The sequence below is a fragment of the Clostridium sp. Marseille-P299 genome, from assembly GCF_900078195.1.
Lineage (GTDB): Bacteria > Bacillota > Clostridia > Lachnospirales > Lachnospiraceae > Lachnoclostridium.
This window is the reverse complement of the sequence record NZ_FJVE01000005.1, coordinates 61,919-79,560: the sequence shown is the minus strand read 5'-3', so window position 1 is coordinate 79,560 and position 17,642 is coordinate 61,919. Positions and strand designations below refer to the sequence as shown.

The following is a 17,642-nucleotide window of genomic DNA, read 5'->3' as shown; positions in this document are numbered from 1 at the left end:
TAAGAAAGAGATTTACAGTCAAGAGTATTATCAAGGTTGTTTCTTGGTAGTACTCTTGACTTTCTGCTCTTTTAAAATATTTTACTCTGTGGTATAATGGAGCGGAATGAAGTAAATAACTTTGCTTCTGAATATCAAATTGAGCAGATTAAGTGGCAATTATGTTGTGTTGCATAATTGTTTTTCTTATGCCCAATGGATAAAGTAAATCCAATTAATTTTTATGTAGCGTGACACGCTGTGAGGATATTTAAATATTTCATAGCGCGATAAGCTTCTTTTTTTATGGGGGCTTTTAAGGGTGGTATTACACGAATTTTTTTTAGTTTGTGCTTCTGCCATGATACAAGTGAGAAAGGGAAATAATTATGAATCGAAAGTGGAAAATCTTTTTACCATGTTATTTTGCATTCCTCGTAAATGGAATGATGGTGCTTGAGGTCGGAACAATTCTGCCTTATCTTATTACTGAAGCAGGTCTTAGTTATGGTGTAGCAGGAGGATTATTGTCGGCTTTTGCTATTGGTAATTTTCTAGCAAGCTTTGTGAATCCATTTTTTATAGAAAGGTTAGGACGTAAATTTACGGTTGTTTGTCTGTCAAGTTTAATTCCACTTAGTTTATTAGGAATTACATTGTTACCACCAGTATTATTGTTGTATTTATTGTTTGTATTATTAGGAATAGGAAGAGGAACAGTTAGTATTTTTAATAACACAGTAGTGAATGAACAGAGTAATGGTTCAAATGCGGCACTTAACTTCTTACATATGTCATTTGCAATTGGAGCATTTTTAGCCCCATTCTTAACCTCTCTTTATATTAATATTGGTTTAACATGGAGACATATTGTTTATACAATTATCGGATTATTAGTAATAGCATTGTTCTTATTATTTAATATATCCAATGATGACAATCAAGTAAGTAAGCAAAAACAAAAAAGCGAGGAAAATCGTTCTTATTTAAAGAGTGTTGATTTCTACGTAATTGGCTTAGTGTTATTCTTTTATTTAGGACTTGAAAACTGTGTAAATGGATGGTTTGTTACATATTTTAAAAGTACTGGTATCATGAGTGATAGTTTTGCAACTAACTTAGTTTCAATTACTTGGGTTGCTGTAATGATCGGCCGAATTGTTACTGCTAGTTTGTCAAAGAAAATGAATAAAAAGAGTTTAATACTAATCAACTGTATCTTTACAGCTATATTCTTTGTTCTACTTGTAGCTACAAAAAATTTAACTGTGATTTCCATTTCAATTGCTATGCTAGGATTTTTCTTTGCTGGTATTTATCCAACATGTATTGCTAATGCAGGTACTATAATAAAAGGCTCGTCTTCTGGTATGTCGATGTTACTAGCAATTGCAGCTCTTGGAGGAATCGTATTCCCTAAAATCATTGGAGTGGTTGCAGATGTTATTGGATTAACTGGAGCGATTGGCATCCTTACGATTAGCACAACATGTATGGTAATATTCGCGTTTATTAATTATAAAAGAAAGAATATTGAATAAAAAGAATATTAGTCAAAAGGATGATTAAATCTAAAAAGTATTAGATAGAGAAATATTAAAGAGACAAATAAAGAGATAAATAAAGAGATATTAAATAAGAAGGAAGGGGTTATTTTCATAACCCCTTCAAATGTTTTTCTAATGAACTTCTTATATACTTGTATAAATAATAGTTTTATTTCATCTATTTATGAATCCTGTATTATTTATGACAATTCTGGAAACACTTAGATAATACTTTACATTTTAATGCAATTTTAGATTATCCGTCAAAAAAAAATTAAAAGAATTTAAAAAAAGCTGTACAAATTGGGTATTGACAGCTTGACTTTACTATGATAATATGAAATGTGCACTATTATGGTTTTGTGTGCCCACTCATATCAATTATAACACATAATATTGGAATTGCAAAGAGTTTTTAAAAATATTTATTATAATGCTGGTGGAATACACAATATATGCCAAAATCAATACTTAATACGTCTTATTTAGTTGTATTATGTGTTGATGTCAGATGGTTTATACCATCCAAAAAGTGCTTGCCATTAAAGGTAATGCCTTGGAAGCAGGGCTACGGTATGCGTGAATCGACATTATGTTCGTAACACGTTTAGCCGATGATATATATAAACCTAAAAAAATTCAAGGGGTGAAAACGTCAATGGATAAAAACAGAATACGTCCAATTAAGCTTGGTAAAGGCGTAAGAATGAGCTATTCAAAGCAAAAAGAAGTACTTGAAATGCCTAATCTCATTGAAGTTCAAAAGGATTCCTATAAGTGGTTCTTAGAGGAAGGTCTTAACGAAGTATTCGATGACATTTCGCCAATCGAAGATTACAGTGATCATCTAAGTTTGGAATTCGTTAGTTTTCAATTATGTGAAGATGATGTTAAGTATTCGATTGAAGAGTGCAAGGAAAGAGATGCTACTTATGCTGCTCCTTTGAAGGTGAAGGTAAGACTTCGCAACAAAGAGAACGATGAAATCAATGAGCATGATATATTCATGGGTGATTTACCATTAATGACTGAAACTGGTACCTTCGTAATTAATGGTGCTGAGAGAGTAATAGTTAGCCAGTTAGTACGTTCCCCTGGAATCTATTATGCAATCGGCCATGATAAAATTGGAAAGACACTATATTCAAGTACAGTTATACCTAATAGAGGTGCATGGTTAGAGTATGAAACAGATTCTAACGATGTTTTTTACGTTCGTGTAGATAGAAACAGAAAAGTTCCTATTACAGTGTTAATTCGTGCGCTTGGTATTGGTACAAACGCAGAAATTCAAGAACTTTTTGGAGAAGAACCAAAGATTACAGCAAGTCTTGCAAAAGATCCATCTGATAATTATCAAGATGGTTTGCTTGAGTTATATAAAAAATTACGTCCAGGCGAACCACTTTCTGTAGAAAGTGCAGAGTCCTTAATCAATAGTATGTTTTTTGATGCAAGAAGATATGATCTTGCTAAATTCGGACGTTTCAAATTTAATAAGAAGTTAAATCTTAGAAACCGTGTTGTAGGATTTCCTTTAGCAGAAGACGTTATTGATATGTCAACCGGTGAAATCGTTGCAACTGCTGGTACTTTAATTACAGAAGAGTTAGCATATGATATTCAAAACAGAGCAATCCCAGCAATTATCGTACAAGCGGAAGAACGTAACGTTAAGGTTTTATCTAACTTAATGGTTGACTTAGCCGCTTACATTGATTGCGATCTTGAGGAATTAGGAGTTACAGAAGATGTATACTATCCAGTTCTTAAGAATATCTTAGAAGCTTATACTGACTTAGAAGATAGAAAAGAAGCAATTAAAAAGTCCATCAACGAATTAATTCCTAAGCATATTACTAAGGAAGATATTATTGCTTCTATTAACTACAATATGCACTTAGAATATGGACTTGGTAGTGCAGATGATATCGACCATTTAGGTAACAGAAGAATTCGTGCAGTTGGTGAGTTATTACAAAACCAATATAGAATCGGTTTATCAAGAATGGAACGTGTTGTTCGTGAAAGAATGACAACTCAAGACTTAGAAGGAATTAGTCCTCAGTCTTTAATTAATATTAAACCTGTGACAGCAGCTGTCAAAGAATTCTTTGGTAGTTCACAGTTGTCTCAGTTTATGGATCAGAACAACCCTCTTGGTGAATTAACACATAAGAGACGTCTATCCGCACTTGGACCTGGTGGTTTGTCTCGTGATAGAGCCGGATTCGAGGTTCGTGACGTTCACTATTCTCACTATGGTAGAATGTGTCCTATCGAAACTCCTGAAGGTCCTAACATCGGTCTTATTAACTCTTTAGCATCCTATGCTAGAATTAATCAGTATGGATTTATTGAAGCTCCATATCGTATGGTAGATAAATCAGATCCATTAAATCCAAGAGTAACCGATGAAGTAGTTTATTTAACAGCAGATGAAGAAGATAAATATGTTGTTGCACAGGCAAATGAGCCAATTGATGAGAACGGATATTTTATTTCCAATAACGTATCTGGTCGTTATAAAGAAGAAACATCTCAATTTGAGAAGAAGAAAATCGATCTTATGGACGTATCTCCTAAGATGGTATTCTCCGTTGCAACAGCAATGATTCCTTTCCTTGAAAATGACGATGCGAACCGTGCACTTATGGGTTCTAACATGCAACGTCAGGCAGTACCACTATTATTTACAGAAGCTCCAGCAGTTGGTACAGGTATGGAATATAAAACAGCAGTTGACTCTGGTGTATGTATTATTGCTAAAAAAGCAGGTACTGTTGAAAGAGCAACTTCTCGTGACATCACTGTAAAGAACGATGATGGAACAAAGACTGAATATAGATTAGTTAAATTCGCAAGAAGTAACCAAGGAACAAGCATTAACCAAAGACCTATTGTTGTAAAAGGTGAAAGAATTGAAGCTGGCCAAGTAATTGCAGACGGTCCTTCAACACAAAACGGTGAATTAGCTCTTGGTAAGAATCCATTAATCGGATTTATGACTTGGGAAGGTTACAACTACGAAGATGCTGTCCTTTTAAGTGAGCGTTTAGTACAAGAGGACGTTTATACATCTGTTCATATTGAAGAGTATGAAGCAGAAGCTCGTGATACAAAACTTGGACCTGAAGAAATCACAAGAGATGTACCAGGTGTCGGCGATGATGCATTAAAAGATCTTGATGAAAGAGGTATCATTCGTATTGGTGCTGAAGTACGTGCAGGAGATATCTTAGTTGGTAAGGTTACACCAAAGGGTGAGACTGAACTTACTGCAGAAGAACGTTTACTTCGTGCTATCTTCGGTGAAAAGGCAAGAGAAGTTAGAGATACATCCCTACGTGTTCCACATGGTGAATACGGAATTATTGTAGATGCTAAAGTATTTACGAGAGAAAATGGTGATGAATTATCTCCAGGTGTAAATCAAACTGTACGTGTTTATATTGCTCAGAAGAGAAAGATTCAAGTTGGTGATAAGATGGCTGGTCGTCATGGTAACAAGGGTGTTGTTTCCAGAGTATTGCCAGTAGAAGATATGCCATTCTTACCAAATGGTAGACCTCTTGATATCGTATTAAATCCTCTAGGCGTTCCTTCACGTATGAACATTGGTCAGGTACTTGAGATTCACTTAAGTCTTGCAGCTAAAGTTCTTGGATTTAATGTTGCAACACCAGTATTTGATGGTGCGAACGAGTTTGATATCATGGATACTTTGGAATTAGCAAATGATTATGTTAATACTCCACTTGATGAGTTCCAAGAAAAATATAAAGATATCTTAGATCCTGAAGTAATGGATTATTTAATTCAGAATCAGGATTATAGAAAGCAATGGGAAGGTGTTCCAATTAACCGTGATGGTAAGGTTAGACTTCGTGACGGTAGAACAGGTGAATATTTTGATGGAGCTGTAACAGTTGGTTTCATGCACTACCTAAAACTTCACCACTTAGTAGACGATAAGATCCATGCACGTTCTACTGGTCCTTATTCCTTAGTAACACAACAGCCACTTGGTGGTAAAGCACAGTTCGGTGGACAGAGATTTGGTGAGATGGAAGTTTGGGCACTTGAAGCATATGGTGCTGCTCATATCCTACAAGAAATCTTAACTGTTAAATCCGATGATGTTACTGGCCGTGTTAAAACTTATGAGGCTATTATTAAAGGTGACAATATTGCAGAACCTGGTATTCCTGAATCCTTCAAGGTACTTTTAAAAGAACTTCAATCCTTAGCTCTTGATGTTACTGTTCTTGATGAACAAGGTAGAGAAGTTAAGATGTCAGAAAATATTGACTATGGCGACGGAGAATTGACTCCACTAATCGAGGGCGATGAAAACTTTAGATATGATGAAGGTTATGAGGAAGCTGGTTATAGTGAAGTAAATCCTGAGGAAGAGTCCGGTATGTTTGATGTTTTCGAGGAAGAAGAAAGCGGCGGATTGGAATTCAATGAAATGGAAGATTTCGAAGATTAACACTGAAGGGAGAGCCAGATAATGCCAACAGAAATGATGAATGATAGTGTCAAAGAAATAACTTATGATGCAATTAAAATCGGTTTGGCTTCACCAGAAAAGATCAGAGAATGGTCTAGAGGTGAGGTAAGAAAACCCGAAACTATTAACTATAGAACATTAAAACCGGAAAAAGATGGCTTATTCTGTGAAAAAATCTTTGGACCAAACAAAGACTGGGAATGCCATTGCGGTAAGTACAAGAAAATTCGTTATAAAGGCGTAGTCTGCGATCGTTGTGGCGTTGAAGTTACAAAAGCGAGTGTACGTCGTGAAAGAATGGGTCACATTGAACTTGCTGCACCAGTCTCTCATATATGGTATTTCAAGGGTATCCCTAGTAGAATGGGTCTAATATTAGACCTTTCTCCTAGAACCTTGGAAAAAGTATTGTATTTTGCATCTTATATCGTGCTTGATAAGGGAGATTCCGATCTTCAGTATAAGCAAGTTCTTAACGAAAAAGAATATAGAGAAGCATATGATAAATATGGCTCTAAATTCAGAGTTGGAATGGGTGCAGAAGCAATCATGGAGCTTTTACAAGCAATTGACCTTGAAAAAGAATCCAAAGACTTAAAAAGAGGTTTAAAAGAATCCACTGGACAAAAGAGAGCAAGAATCATTAAGAGACTTGAAGTAGTGGAAGCATTCCGCGAATCTAATAATAAGCCAGAATGGATGATTATGACCGTTATTCCAGTTATACCACCAGATTTACGTCCGATGGTACAGCTTGATGGTGGACGTTTTGCAACGTCTGATATGAATGATTTATATCGTAGAATTATCAACCGTAACAATCGTTTAAAACGTTTGTTAGAGCTTGGTGCTCCTGATATTATTGTTCGTAATGAAAAGAGAATGTTACAAGAAGCAGTAGATGCTTTAATTGATAATGGTAGAAGAGGTAGACCAGTTACTGGACCTGGTAACAGACCACTTAAGTCCTTATCCGATATGTTAAAAGGTAAGCAAGGTCGTTTCCGTCAGAACTTACTTGGTAAGCGTGTTGACTATTCCGGACGTTCTGTTATCGTAGTTGGACCAGAACTTAAGATTTATCAATGTGGTCTTCCAAAAGAGATGGCAATTGAGCTATTTAAACCATTTGTTATGAAAGAATTAGTAGCAAAAGGAACTGCTCATAACATCAAATCTGCTAAGAAAATGGTAGAAAGATTACAGCCAGAAGTATGGGATATCCTAGAAGAAGTTATTCGTGAGCATCCAGTTATGTTAAACCGTGCTCCTACTCTTCATAGACTTGGTATTCAGGCATTCGAACCTGTACTTGTAGAAGGTAAGGCAATTAAGCTACATCCACTTGTATGTACAGCGTTTAACGCGGACTTCGATGGTGACCAGATGGCGGTGCATTTACCACTTTCTGTAGAAGCACAAGCAGAGTGTAGATTCCTCTTATTATCTCCTAACAACTTATTAAAACCATCCGATGGTGGCCCTGTTGCGGTTCCATCTCAGGATATGGTACTTGGTATTTATTACTTAACATTAATGAAGCCAGGTGACTTAGGTGAAGGTAAGTGCTTTAAGAGCGTAAATGAGGCAATTTTAGCATATGAAAATAATGCAATTTCTCTTCATGCAAAGATCAAAGTTTTAAGAAAAGGTATCAATGCAGAAGGTGTAGAAGAGCATAAATTTGTTGAATCAACAGTAGGTCGTTTTATATTCAACGAAATCATTAGTCAAGATTTAGGTTTTGTAGATCGTACAAATCCAGATAACTTCTTAACTCTTGAAGTTGACTTCCATGTTGGTAAGAAACAGTTAAAGAAGATTCTTGAAAAATGTATTAATACACATGGTGCAACTAAGACAGCTGAAACATTGGATGCAATTAAGTCATTAGGTTACAAATACTCTACAAGAGCAGCTATGACAGTATCCATTTCAGATATGACTGTACCAGATGAAAAGAAAACAATTATTGCAGCTGCTGAAAAGCAAGTTGATATCATTTCTAGAAACCATCGTCGTGGTTTAATGACTGAAGAAGAACGTTACAAAGCAGTTATTGAGACATGGAAAGAAGCCGATGATGAAATTACAGAGGCACTTTTATCTGGACTTGATAAATATAACAACATCTTCATGATGGCTGATTCCGGTGCCCGTGGTTCTGAGAAGCAGATTAAGCAGTTAGCAGGTATGCGTGGTCTTATGGCGGATACATCCGGTAAGACAATCGAACTTCCTATCAAAGCGAACTTCCGTGAAGGTCTTGACGTACTTGAGTACTTCATCTCCGCTCATGGTGCTAGAAAGGGTCTTTCCGATACAGCGTTACGTACAGCCGATTCCGGTTACTTAACTCGTCGTTTGGTTGACGTTTCTCAGGATTTAATTATTCGTGAAGTAGATTGCTGTGAAAGTACTGGAGAAATTCCAGGAATGTGGATTAAGGCTTTCGCTGATGGTAACGAAGTAATTGAAAGTTTAGAAGAAAGAATTACAGGAAGATATTCTTGTGAGACTATCTTAGATGATAATGGTGAAGTAATCGTTAAGAAGAACCATATGATTACACCAAAACGTGCAGCTAGAATTGTAGCTACTAAGGCTATTGAAGAAGCTGGTTTAGAAGCAAAGATTAAGATTCGTACAGTTCTTACATGTAAATCACACATTGGTGTATGTGCTAAGTGTTACGGTGCGAACATGGCTACTGGTGAAGCAGTTCAAGTTGGTGAAGCAGTTGGTATTATTGCAGCACAATCTATCGGTGAACCAGGTACACAGCTTACAATGCGTACTTTCCATACCGGTGGTGTTGCGGGTGATGATATTACTCAAGGTCTTCCTCGTGTCGAAGAACTTTTCGAGGCTAGAAAGCCAAAGGGACTTGCAATTATCGCTGAATTTGGTGGCGTAGTAACAATTAAAGATACAAAGAGAAAGCGTGAAGTTGTTGTAACAAATGGCGAAACCGCTGAATCTAAAGCATATTTAATTCCTTACGGATCAAGAATTAAGGTTGTTGATAATCAGATTATTGAAGCTGGTGATGAATTAACTGAAGGTTCTGTAAATCCACATGATATCTTAAAGATTAAGGGTGTTCGTGCGGTTCAAGATTACATGATCCAGGAAGTTCAAAGAGTTTACCGTTTACAAGGTGTAGAAATCAATGATAAGCATATCGAAGTTATTGTTCGTCAGATGCTTAAGAAAGTTCGTATCGAGAATAATGGAGATGCAGAATTCTTACCAGGTACAATGGTTGATATCTTAGAATACAACGATGTAAATGAAAGATTAATCGCAGAAGGAAAAGAACCTGCAGATGGTAAGCAAGTAATGCTTGGTATTACAAAGGCTTCCCTTGCAACAAATTCTTTCTTATCTGCAGCATCCTTCCAAGAGACTACTAAAGTTCTTACTGAAGCTGCAATTAAGGGCAAGGTTGATAACTTAATCGGTCTTAAGGAAAACGTAATTATCGGTAAGTTAATTCCAGCTGGTACTGGTATGAAGAGATACCGTAGCGTTAAGCTAGATACAGATATGGATGAAGAATTAATGTTTTCTGAAGATTTCGAAGGCGGAAGTTATGAAGGAAACTTCGATGACATGAAGGCTGAGAATGATTATAATTCAGGATACTTTAAAAAAGATAGTTATGATGAAGAGGAAGTATCATCTTTCTCCGCAGATGACTTATTTGGAGAATCATTAGACGATGAGGATAATGAATAAGACAAAATAAGATATAATCTTTAATACTATAAAAAGCTTATGCGAAAGGCTTGTACTTTCTCATAAGCTTTTTTTCATATATAAGGAATTATGTCCTACATGGTGCGCTAAGGATGTACCTGATGCAACGAAATGTAAATAAATTATAAATATATACAAAATACACAAATTCATATTTGAATTATAGTAATTTTATATGAATTGACAGATAAAGGAAGGGGTGTTAAGCTTGTAAATAAAAATAGATATAAATAAGCCTTAGTTGAAGTGTAGCGAAAGAGTAATTAAATGTTGGTGTACATATAGCTTGAATAAAAAAAGAGGATAGGCCAGAAAAGTATATTGGCAAATTAAAGTGCTTAGAGTACATTTCACAAAATACTATGCTATCAGTGGCACTATGGAGGATAAAATGAAGACTATAGAGTATGGAATAACCCCGAAGTATTTAACGAAAAATGGTGCTCCTTGGTTTCCGATTATGGGAGAGATTCATTATTCTAGATTTGATCATAGGTATTGGAAAGAGTCATTATATAAGATGAAAGCTGGTGGAGTGGATGTAGTCTCTTCCTACGTTTTATGGATTCATCATGAAGAGATAGAAGGAGAATATGATTTTTCTGGGAACAAAGATCTCCGTAAGTTTGTGGAAGCTATAAAGCAATGTGGTTTATCAATGATACTTCGTATTGGTCCATGGTGTCATGCAGAGTGTAGAAATGGTGGATTCCCTGACTGGATTTTAAAGAAGGAATTTGATGTTAGAAGCAATGATGAGGCATACTTTAAAACAGTCGAGGCTTTTTATAAAAAAATTTATGAACAAGTAGAGGGATATTTATTAAAGGATGAAGGTCCAATCATAGGAATACAAATTGAAAATGAATATGGTCACTGTGGAGGTCTCGTTGGAGATGAAGGAGAAGAACATATGAAAACCCTTACGAAAATTGCCAAAAGTGTTGGATTTGATGTTCCACTTTATACAGCCACAGGTTGGGGTGGTGCAGTGACAGGTGGACTACTTCCAGTTATGGGCGGTTACTGTGAGGCTCCATGGGATCAGCGATTGACTAAAATAGAACCAAGTGGCAATTACATTTTTACGCATGAGAGAAATGACCACAATATTGGTTCTGATTATGGTTTTGGAACTGGGATTACCTTTGATATTAGTAAATTCCCATATTTGACCGCGGAACTAGGTGGTGGCTTACAAGTAACAAAACATCGTAGACCAATTGCCCATAGTAAAGATATTAGTGCAATGTCTATGGTTAAGCTCGGTAGTGGTGTAAATCTACTTGGATACTACATGTATCATGGTGGAACAAATCCGGTTGGCAAGCTTACTACATTACAAGAAACTAGGGAAAGTGGCTATCCTAACGATTTACCTATTTTAAATTATGATTTTAATGCTCCATTGCGTGAGTATGGTCAGGTATCAGAGACTTTTAAGGAATTAAAGTTGCTTACAATGTTTATAAAGGACTTTGGGAAAGAATTTTGTGAGATGCCAGCGATCATACCTAAGGATAATCCATTGGATCAAACGGACTTTATACATTTAAGAACTTCATACCGTCATAATGGAAAGAAAGGGTATGTATTTGTTAACAATTATCAGAAGAACTATGAAATGTCAGAGCATAAAGATGTTGTATTAAGTGTATCTCTTGAAGATGAAACAATTACTTATCCTGCAATTACGGTAAAAGATAAAGACTTCTTCTTTTACCCATTTAATATGGATTTAGGTGAGGCAACATTAGTAACTGCATTAGCAACACCCCTATGTAAACTAAACAGTGATAGCGTGAGTTATATTTTCTATACAGATGGTGATCCTGGGTATAAAATAAATGGGAAATTAGAAAATGTGGAGCTAGTTACAATTTCAAGAGAAGAAGCAAAAAATGCATATAAAGTATGGCTTGAGAGAGAATATCTAATAATTAGTGATTCTGCCATTGTGACGATGGATGATGGTATACATATAATCGGCAGACAATCTCCAAAGATGTTAGTCTACCCAGAGCTTAGTCATATACCGAAAGGATATATTGTTACAGGTAAAAAAGGTCAATTTACAATATATGAAAAGGAACTAGAAAAGGACAAAGAAAGGGAATTGATTCATACTCGATTGGTCTTTGAATCGAAAGATAAGAGAGTGTATGAATTAGAGTTATTAATTTCCGATGATGTAGCGGATCGATTTATATGTATCGATTATATCGGTGACACTGCACAGTTATTTTATCAAAATGAGTTAGTAGCGGATCATTTTTATACAGGTCAGACTTGGGAATTATCCTTAAAGCATCTGCAATTTCGTAGAAAGTATCGGCTAGAAATAAATGCTCTAAAAAAGGATACCAAAGTATTCCTAGAGCAGTGGCCAGAACTCTCAGAAGAAGGTGATGCTAAAATAATAGATGCCAAACTTCAATATGAGTACCATGAGGTATTATCTTTTGAAAATTAATCTCGTAAATATATAATTTTCATCAGTATGAAATATAGATAGGAAAAATAAATTAGGGTCATTGAATAAACTGTATTTTAGCATCGGTTTGTTCAATGGTCCTCTTTGCTTTGTATAGAATAAAAAATGATACAATATAATAAGTTGTCCTGTAATTAGTATAAAACATACTATCTAGGGTATTAACAATATAAAAGATGGTAGAATATTGCGAAAAACAGAAATAAATCAGAAATCCATGAATATATAATGTTTTTTTACCGTATCAATGATATGATATAAACATAAGTAGAGTAGCAGAAATTAGAAAAACTATATTACAAACATGGAGGAGAATATGGGCAGAGAAATAATTACATCAGAAATGGATTCAATCAAAGGAACTAGAATACCATTAACAGCTATTCCAAATGCACGTGATTTGGGTGGTTATAGAACAGTAGAGGGGAAAAGGATAAAACCTAAAAAATTAATAAGAAGTGGTACCTTAGGTGCCTTAATAGAAGAAGATATACGAATTTTAGTGGAAGATTACAATTTGAAAACTATTATAGATTTAAGGACAGATGCAGAACGTAGTCAAAATCCAGATCCAGAAATTCCTGGTGTTGTCAGTTATCATAATCCTATTTTAAGAGATGAAACTTTTGGAATCACAAAAGAAAGTGAAAAAACTCTATCTAAGGAGGAGTTTGACTATAGCGAAATGCTCTTAAATCATGTAAAAATGATGGGGGAGAACGAGGATAGTTTAGCCTCCTTATATGCAGAATTTGTTGAGAGTGAGTATGCTTTGGAACATTATAGGAAATTCCTTCTATACGTTCTTGAACAAGAAGAAGGAGCTATATTGTGGCATTGTACCGCAGGTAAAGATAGAGTAGGAACTTCAACGGCTATATTGTTAAGGATATTAGGTGTTGATATGGAAACAATATTTAATGATTTTTTACTAACCAATGATTTTTTAAAGGATCAAACAGAGCAAATTGTCAAGCAGGTAAGTGAAAAAACAACTGATGAACGAGTTTTAAAGCTAGTAGCTAAGTTAAATGGAGTAGATAAGAGCTATCTGGAAGCATTTTTTGATACCATTGAGAAAGATTACGGTTCCTTTGACGAATTTATACGTACAAAAATGAACATGACAGAGGATAAGATTCAAAAGCTAAAAGTGAAATACTTAGTATAATAATTAATATAATTCACTTATTAAGCTTATATTTAGCAAAGTTTTCACTAGTATTTTATGGTTTAATTTGATATTATAAAGACGAAGCAGGAAAGCATAACTTATATGAATGAAAAGGAGAACCTCAATGGATTTTCTAAGATATTTGGAGGGCATAAGAACAGATACCTTAACCAATGTATTTAAGTGTTTCACTTGGTTTGGCGAGGAATTATTTGTTTTAGCTATTTTATGCAGCTTGTATTGGTGCTATAATAAGCGCTTAGCATATCGTATCTGTTTTTCCTATTTCTTATCAGGACTGGCGATACAGACGCTTAAGATTACATTTAGAGTTCCAAGACCTTGGATTTTAGATAAAAATTTTACACCAGTGCCTTCGGCTATAAAAACTGCTACTGGATATTCTTTTCCAAGTGGTCACACACAATCAGCCACAGCATTGTTTGGGACCTTATTTATGAATACAAAAAAGCAATGGAAACGATTGCTGTGCATATTAATCATTATTGGTGTTGCATTTTCTAGAATGTATTTAGGAGTACATACTCCGAAAGATGTAATTGTTTCATTCTTAATATCAAGTGTTTTGATATATTTTACACATATAATATTTAAGGATGAATTTTTAGAATCAAATAAATTGATGATATCAATCATTATGGTACTAATATCTTGTAGTGTTATGATTTATGCTCTTGTCTTATTAAAGGCTGGAGTTATAGAGCTTAAGTATGCTGAGGACTGTTGTAAAGCGGCCGGTGCAGGAATTGGTTTTTCTATCGGGTGGTATATAGAAACTCGTTTTATATGTTTTCAGGAGAGAAACAGTAAATATTCAGTTAAAATACTAAAAATTGTACTTGGTATATTAGGAGCAGTTGCAATCAAAGTTGGATTAAAGTATTTAATTGGCGGCAGCATCATTGCAAACATTGTACGTTATGCATTATTGGTTCTCTGGGTGTGTGCTTTATATCCTGTTATAATTAAAAGATATTTTACGGAAAGTTAATGATATATGTGCTTATTTAAGGGCATGGATAAGCACGCTAGGATAAACAAAAGGAGTGATTTTATGAAATTACAAGAATATATGGAAGGCTATGATAGATCCTTTGATGAGGATGAATTTGATGAAAGACTTTGGGAGTTTATGCAAAGTGATGAATTCGAATTTGGTGAAGAGTTTGAATTTTTCTTAAGAGATTATGGTATTAATGATACACATGATTTTTTGAAAATTATACGTTTAAAGCAGCAATTGAAGAAAAATAGACAGTAGTACTATATATCCTGAATTATTCATGCTGACCTTGTTAGCATGATACAATACCTTTTTAATACTGAGTTTCATACATTTATTACTTTCACCTAAAAAGTGAAATCTAGATATAGAAAAAAGGCCTCTTCTTTGTTAAAATTTAAGTGCGACCCAAAATCAAACAAAGGAGAAACCTTATATGTCTAGTTTACAGGATTTACACTTAGAATGCAATAACCGTATTAAAATAAATTTTAATGGAGGAGAACTTTCCTCCGATTCTGGATTACTTTTACTCTATGAATATATAAATAAACTAAAGATCCCCTCTATCATTGCTGAGAATTTTAGTACTGATACAAAACAGCGTATTCATTCTGATTCATCCATACTCATGCAACGTATCTTTCAAAACATCGCTGGGTACTTTCAAGATGATGATGCGGATGAATTGGCTTTTGATCCTATATTTACTCAAATTCTTTCGAAAGAAAGATTGGCATCTCAACCTACAATAAGCCGTTTTATGAATCGTCTTGATGACATCTGTATTGTGCAGATGGATGTTCTTCATCAACTATTACGTGAGAAGATTTATTCTTATGAACAACCACAACAGATCATTCTTGATGTCGACTCTACTTCATTTACTACGTATGGTTCGCAAGAAGGTAGTAGCTATAATACTCATTATCAAAACGTTGGATATCATCCATTATTAGTATTTGATGGGTTAACTAAGGATTTATTAAAGGCTGAGTTAAGACCAGGAAATACTTACACTTCAAAGGACGCACATAATTTTTTGTATCCTCTCCTATTGGAATATATGGATAATTATCCAGATACTCAACTATTCTTAAGAGGTGATAGTGGTTTCGCAGACGTTATGCTTTATGAAAAGTTAGAGACCAATGGTGTGAGTTTTGCTATTCGTATGAAGGAATCAGCACGCTTACGTAAGATGGTTGAAGGTGATGTTTATGATTTTATGGAATCATTAAACAATAATCTTGTTGATTACGCTTGCACTTATACTGAATTCATGTATGCTGCTGATAGCTGGGCATATCCTCGTAGAATTGTTTGCAAGATTGAAAAACCATATGGAGTAATGGTAGCTAATTATACATTCATCGTTACAAATATGGAGATTCCTGCCCAGGATATTTTACGTTTTTATTGTAATCGAGGGACTATGGAAAACATGATTAAAGAAGCAAAACTAGGCTTTCATATGAATGCTATGCCAAATCATGATTTCATAACTAATCAAAATCGACTCCAAATCAATATGTTAACATATAACATATTCAATTGGTTTCGTCGAATGGTTTTACCAAAGAAGATGAGACATCTTCAAGTTGATACAATTCGTTTAAAACTTATAAAAATAGCAGCAAGGCTAACGAAGAAATCACGCTATCTAATCTTTAAGTTATGCAGTAGTTGCCCTTATAAAAATGAATTTAATGAGGTTTTATCAAAAATACATTCACTAAGACCACTACAAAGGTTATTAGAGTAGATAGTGAGTTGCACATTGGCAGTTAAAAAAAGAGAGTAATAATACCTTAGTTAAATTCCTTTCTTTTTGACTGTTAAAAAAAGTAAAATCATAAAATCAAAGTAAAAAACAACGGGCTGATATAAAGATCAGTAAATTAACTTTGTTATTTACTTACATGAATAATTCAGGTATATTTATATTTCTTTTTCAAAAATTTTAATGTATAATAACAAGAGAGATAAAAGATTTGATTTATAAACACCGTAATAGTCAAAATTTTAACAAATAAAAGGAGGAAGATAAATGTTAGTATCAGCAAAAGAAATGCTTACTAAGGCTAAGGCTGGAAAGTATGCAGTAGGACAGTTTAATATTAATAACTTAGAATGGACAAAGGCTATCTTACAGACAGCGCAAGAATTAAATTCCCCTGTTATTCTTGGTGTATCCGAGGGAGCAGGAAAATATATGACTGGATTTAAAACAGTTGCAGCTATGGTTAAAGCGATGGATGAGGAACTTAACATTACAGTTCCAGTTGCTCTACACTTAGATCATGGTAGTTATGAAGGTTGTATGAAGTGCATCGACGCAGGTTTTTCATCTATTATGTTTGACGGTTCTCATTATCCAATCGATGAGAATGTAGCAAAGACTACAGAACTTGTTAAAATTTGCGAAGAAAAAGGATTATCTATTGAAGCAGAAGTTGGCTCTATAGGTGGAGAAGAAGATGGTGTTGTTGGTGCTGGTGAGTGTGCTGATCCAGCAGAGTGTAAACAAATTGCTGATCTTGGTGTAACAATGCTTGCAGCAGGTATTGGTAATATTCATGGTAAGTATCCTGAGAATTGGGCAGGACTTAGCTTTGACACTTTAGATGCAATTCAACAATTAACAGGTGATATGCCATTAGTTTTACATGGTGGTACTGGTATTCCTGAAGATATGATTAAAAAAGCAATTTCATTAGGTGTTGCTAAAATTAATGTTAATACTGAGTGTCAGTTAGCATTTGCAGCTGCAACTCGTACTTATGTTGAAGCAGGAAAAGACTTACAAGGAAAAGGATTTGATCCACGTAAGTTATTAGCTCCTGGTGTAGAGGCTATTAAGGCTACTGTTAAAGAAAAAATGGAATTATTTGGTTCAGTAGGAAAAGCATAAGAACATTATAATAATTAGATATATAAAGTAATAGATAAAGGAAATGAATGTTTAGAGTAAGGTTATCTCTAAGATTCATTTCCTTTTTTATTTATAAGAAGTAAAAGTATAAATCCTTTGTTCTGTAAAAAATGCTCCGTTTAGGATGATCATGACACGTTAAGGTAGTTAGTCACCTTTGTGACAGCGTATCAGTATGTGCGTAGCACATTATTTATTTTATTTCCTTAAA

Annotated in this window: 9 protein-coding genes; all 9 read left to right on the top strand. The window is 34.5% G+C overall.

The genetic code is table 11. The features are described from left to right. Positions 1 to 368: 368 nt before the first annotated feature. The 9 genes from BN4220_RS02175 to fba all read left to right on the top strand — a co-directional run bounded on the left by BN4220_RS02175 (position 369) and on the right by fba (position 17,410). A complete protein-coding gene (locus tag BN4220_RS02175) occupies positions 369 to 1,520 on the top strand; it encodes an MFS transporter (RefSeq protein ID WP_066712959.1) in 1,152 nt (383 codons plus the stop codon). A gap of 664 nt (positions 1,521 to 2,184) precedes the next feature. After that, complete coding sequence (locus tag BN4220_RS02170) at positions 2,185 to 6,021, top strand: DNA-directed RNA polymerase subunit beta (protein WP_066712957.1); 3,837 nt, start codon at positions 2,185 to 2,187, stop codon at positions 6,019 to 6,021. Between the two features lie 21 nt (positions 6,022 to 6,042). After that, positions 6,043 to 9,783: a DNA-directed RNA polymerase subunit beta' gene (rpoC, locus tag BN4220_RS02165; protein ID WP_066712954.1), complete on the top strand. Its 3,741-nt coding sequence runs from the start codon at positions 6,043 to 6,045 to the stop codon at positions 9,781 to 9,783. A gap of 412 nt (positions 9,784 to 10,195) precedes the next feature. Then, the gene (locus BN4220_RS02160; protein WP_066712950.1) at positions 10,196 to 12,277 is read left to right on the top strand and encodes a beta-galactosidase; all 2,082 of its coding nucleotides are present in this window, start codon (positions 10,196 to 10,198) and stop codon (positions 12,275 to 12,277) included. A 337-nt stretch (positions 12,278 to 12,614) separates the two neighbouring features. Continuing rightward, positions 12,615 to 13,469 (top strand): tyrosine-protein phosphatase, encoded by an 855-nt coding sequence (locus tag BN4220_RS02155; protein WP_066712948.1) that lies wholly within the window; start codon positions 12,615 to 12,617, stop codon positions 13,467 to 13,469. A gap of 127 nt (positions 13,470 to 13,596) precedes the next feature. Beyond that, on the top strand, positions 13,597 to 14,484 hold the full coding sequence (locus BN4220_RS02150; RefSeq protein ID WP_066712945.1) for a phosphatase PAP2 family protein: 888 nt from the start codon (positions 13,597 to 13,599) through the stop codon (positions 14,482 to 14,484). Between the two features lie 63 nt (positions 14,485 to 14,547). Then, positions 14,548 to 14,754, top strand: coding sequence for a hypothetical protein (locus BN4220_RS02145; RefSeq protein WP_066712941.1), 207 nt, complete (start codon positions 14,548 to 14,550; stop codon positions 14,752 to 14,754). Between the two features lie 178 nt (positions 14,755 to 14,932). Beyond that, positions 14,933 to 16,261 (top strand): IS1380 family transposase, encoded by a 1,329-nt coding sequence (locus BN4220_RS02140; RefSeq protein WP_066712939.1) that lies wholly within the window; start codon positions 14,933 to 14,935, stop codon positions 16,259 to 16,261. Positions 16,262 to 16,546: 285 nt separating this feature from the next. Beyond that, a complete protein-coding gene (fba, locus tag BN4220_RS02135; RefSeq protein ID WP_066712936.1) occupies positions 16,547 to 17,410 on the top strand; it encodes a class II fructose-1,6-bisphosphate aldolase in 864 nt (287 codons plus the stop codon). Positions 17,411 to 17,642: the final 232 nt, after the last annotated feature.

Coding starts and splice junctions, on each gene's coding strand:
- BN4220_RS02155 (WP_066712948.1), top strand. CDS start 12,615: ATGGGCAGAGAAATAATTACATCAGAAATGGATTCAATCAAAGGAACT.
- BN4220_RS02140 (WP_066712939.1), top strand. CDS start 14,933: ATGTCTAGTTTACAGGATTTACACTTAGAATGCAATAACCGTATTAAA.
- BN4220_RS02160 (WP_066712950.1), top strand. CDS start 10,196: ATGAAGACTATAGAGTATGGAATAACCCCGAAGTATTTAACGAAAAAT.
- rpoC (WP_066712954.1), top strand. CDS start 6,043: ATGCCAACAGAAATGATGAATGATAGTGTCAAAGAAATAACTTATGAT.
- BN4220_RS02175 (WP_066712959.1), top strand. CDS start 369: ATGAATCGAAAGTGGAAAATCTTTTTACCATGTTATTTTGCATTCCTC.
- BN4220_RS02145 (WP_066712941.1), top strand. CDS start 14,548: ATGAAATTACAAGAATATATGGAAGGCTATGATAGATCCTTTGATGAG.
- BN4220_RS02170 (WP_066712957.1), top strand. CDS start 2,185: ATGGATAAAAACAGAATACGTCCAATTAAGCTTGGTAAAGGCGTAAGA.
- fba (WP_066712936.1), top strand. CDS start 16,547: ATGTTAGTATCAGCAAAAGAAATGCTTACTAAGGCTAAGGCTGGAAAG.
- BN4220_RS02150 (WP_066712945.1), top strand. CDS start 13,597: ATGGATTTTCTAAGATATTTGGAGGGCATAAGAACAGATACCTTAACC.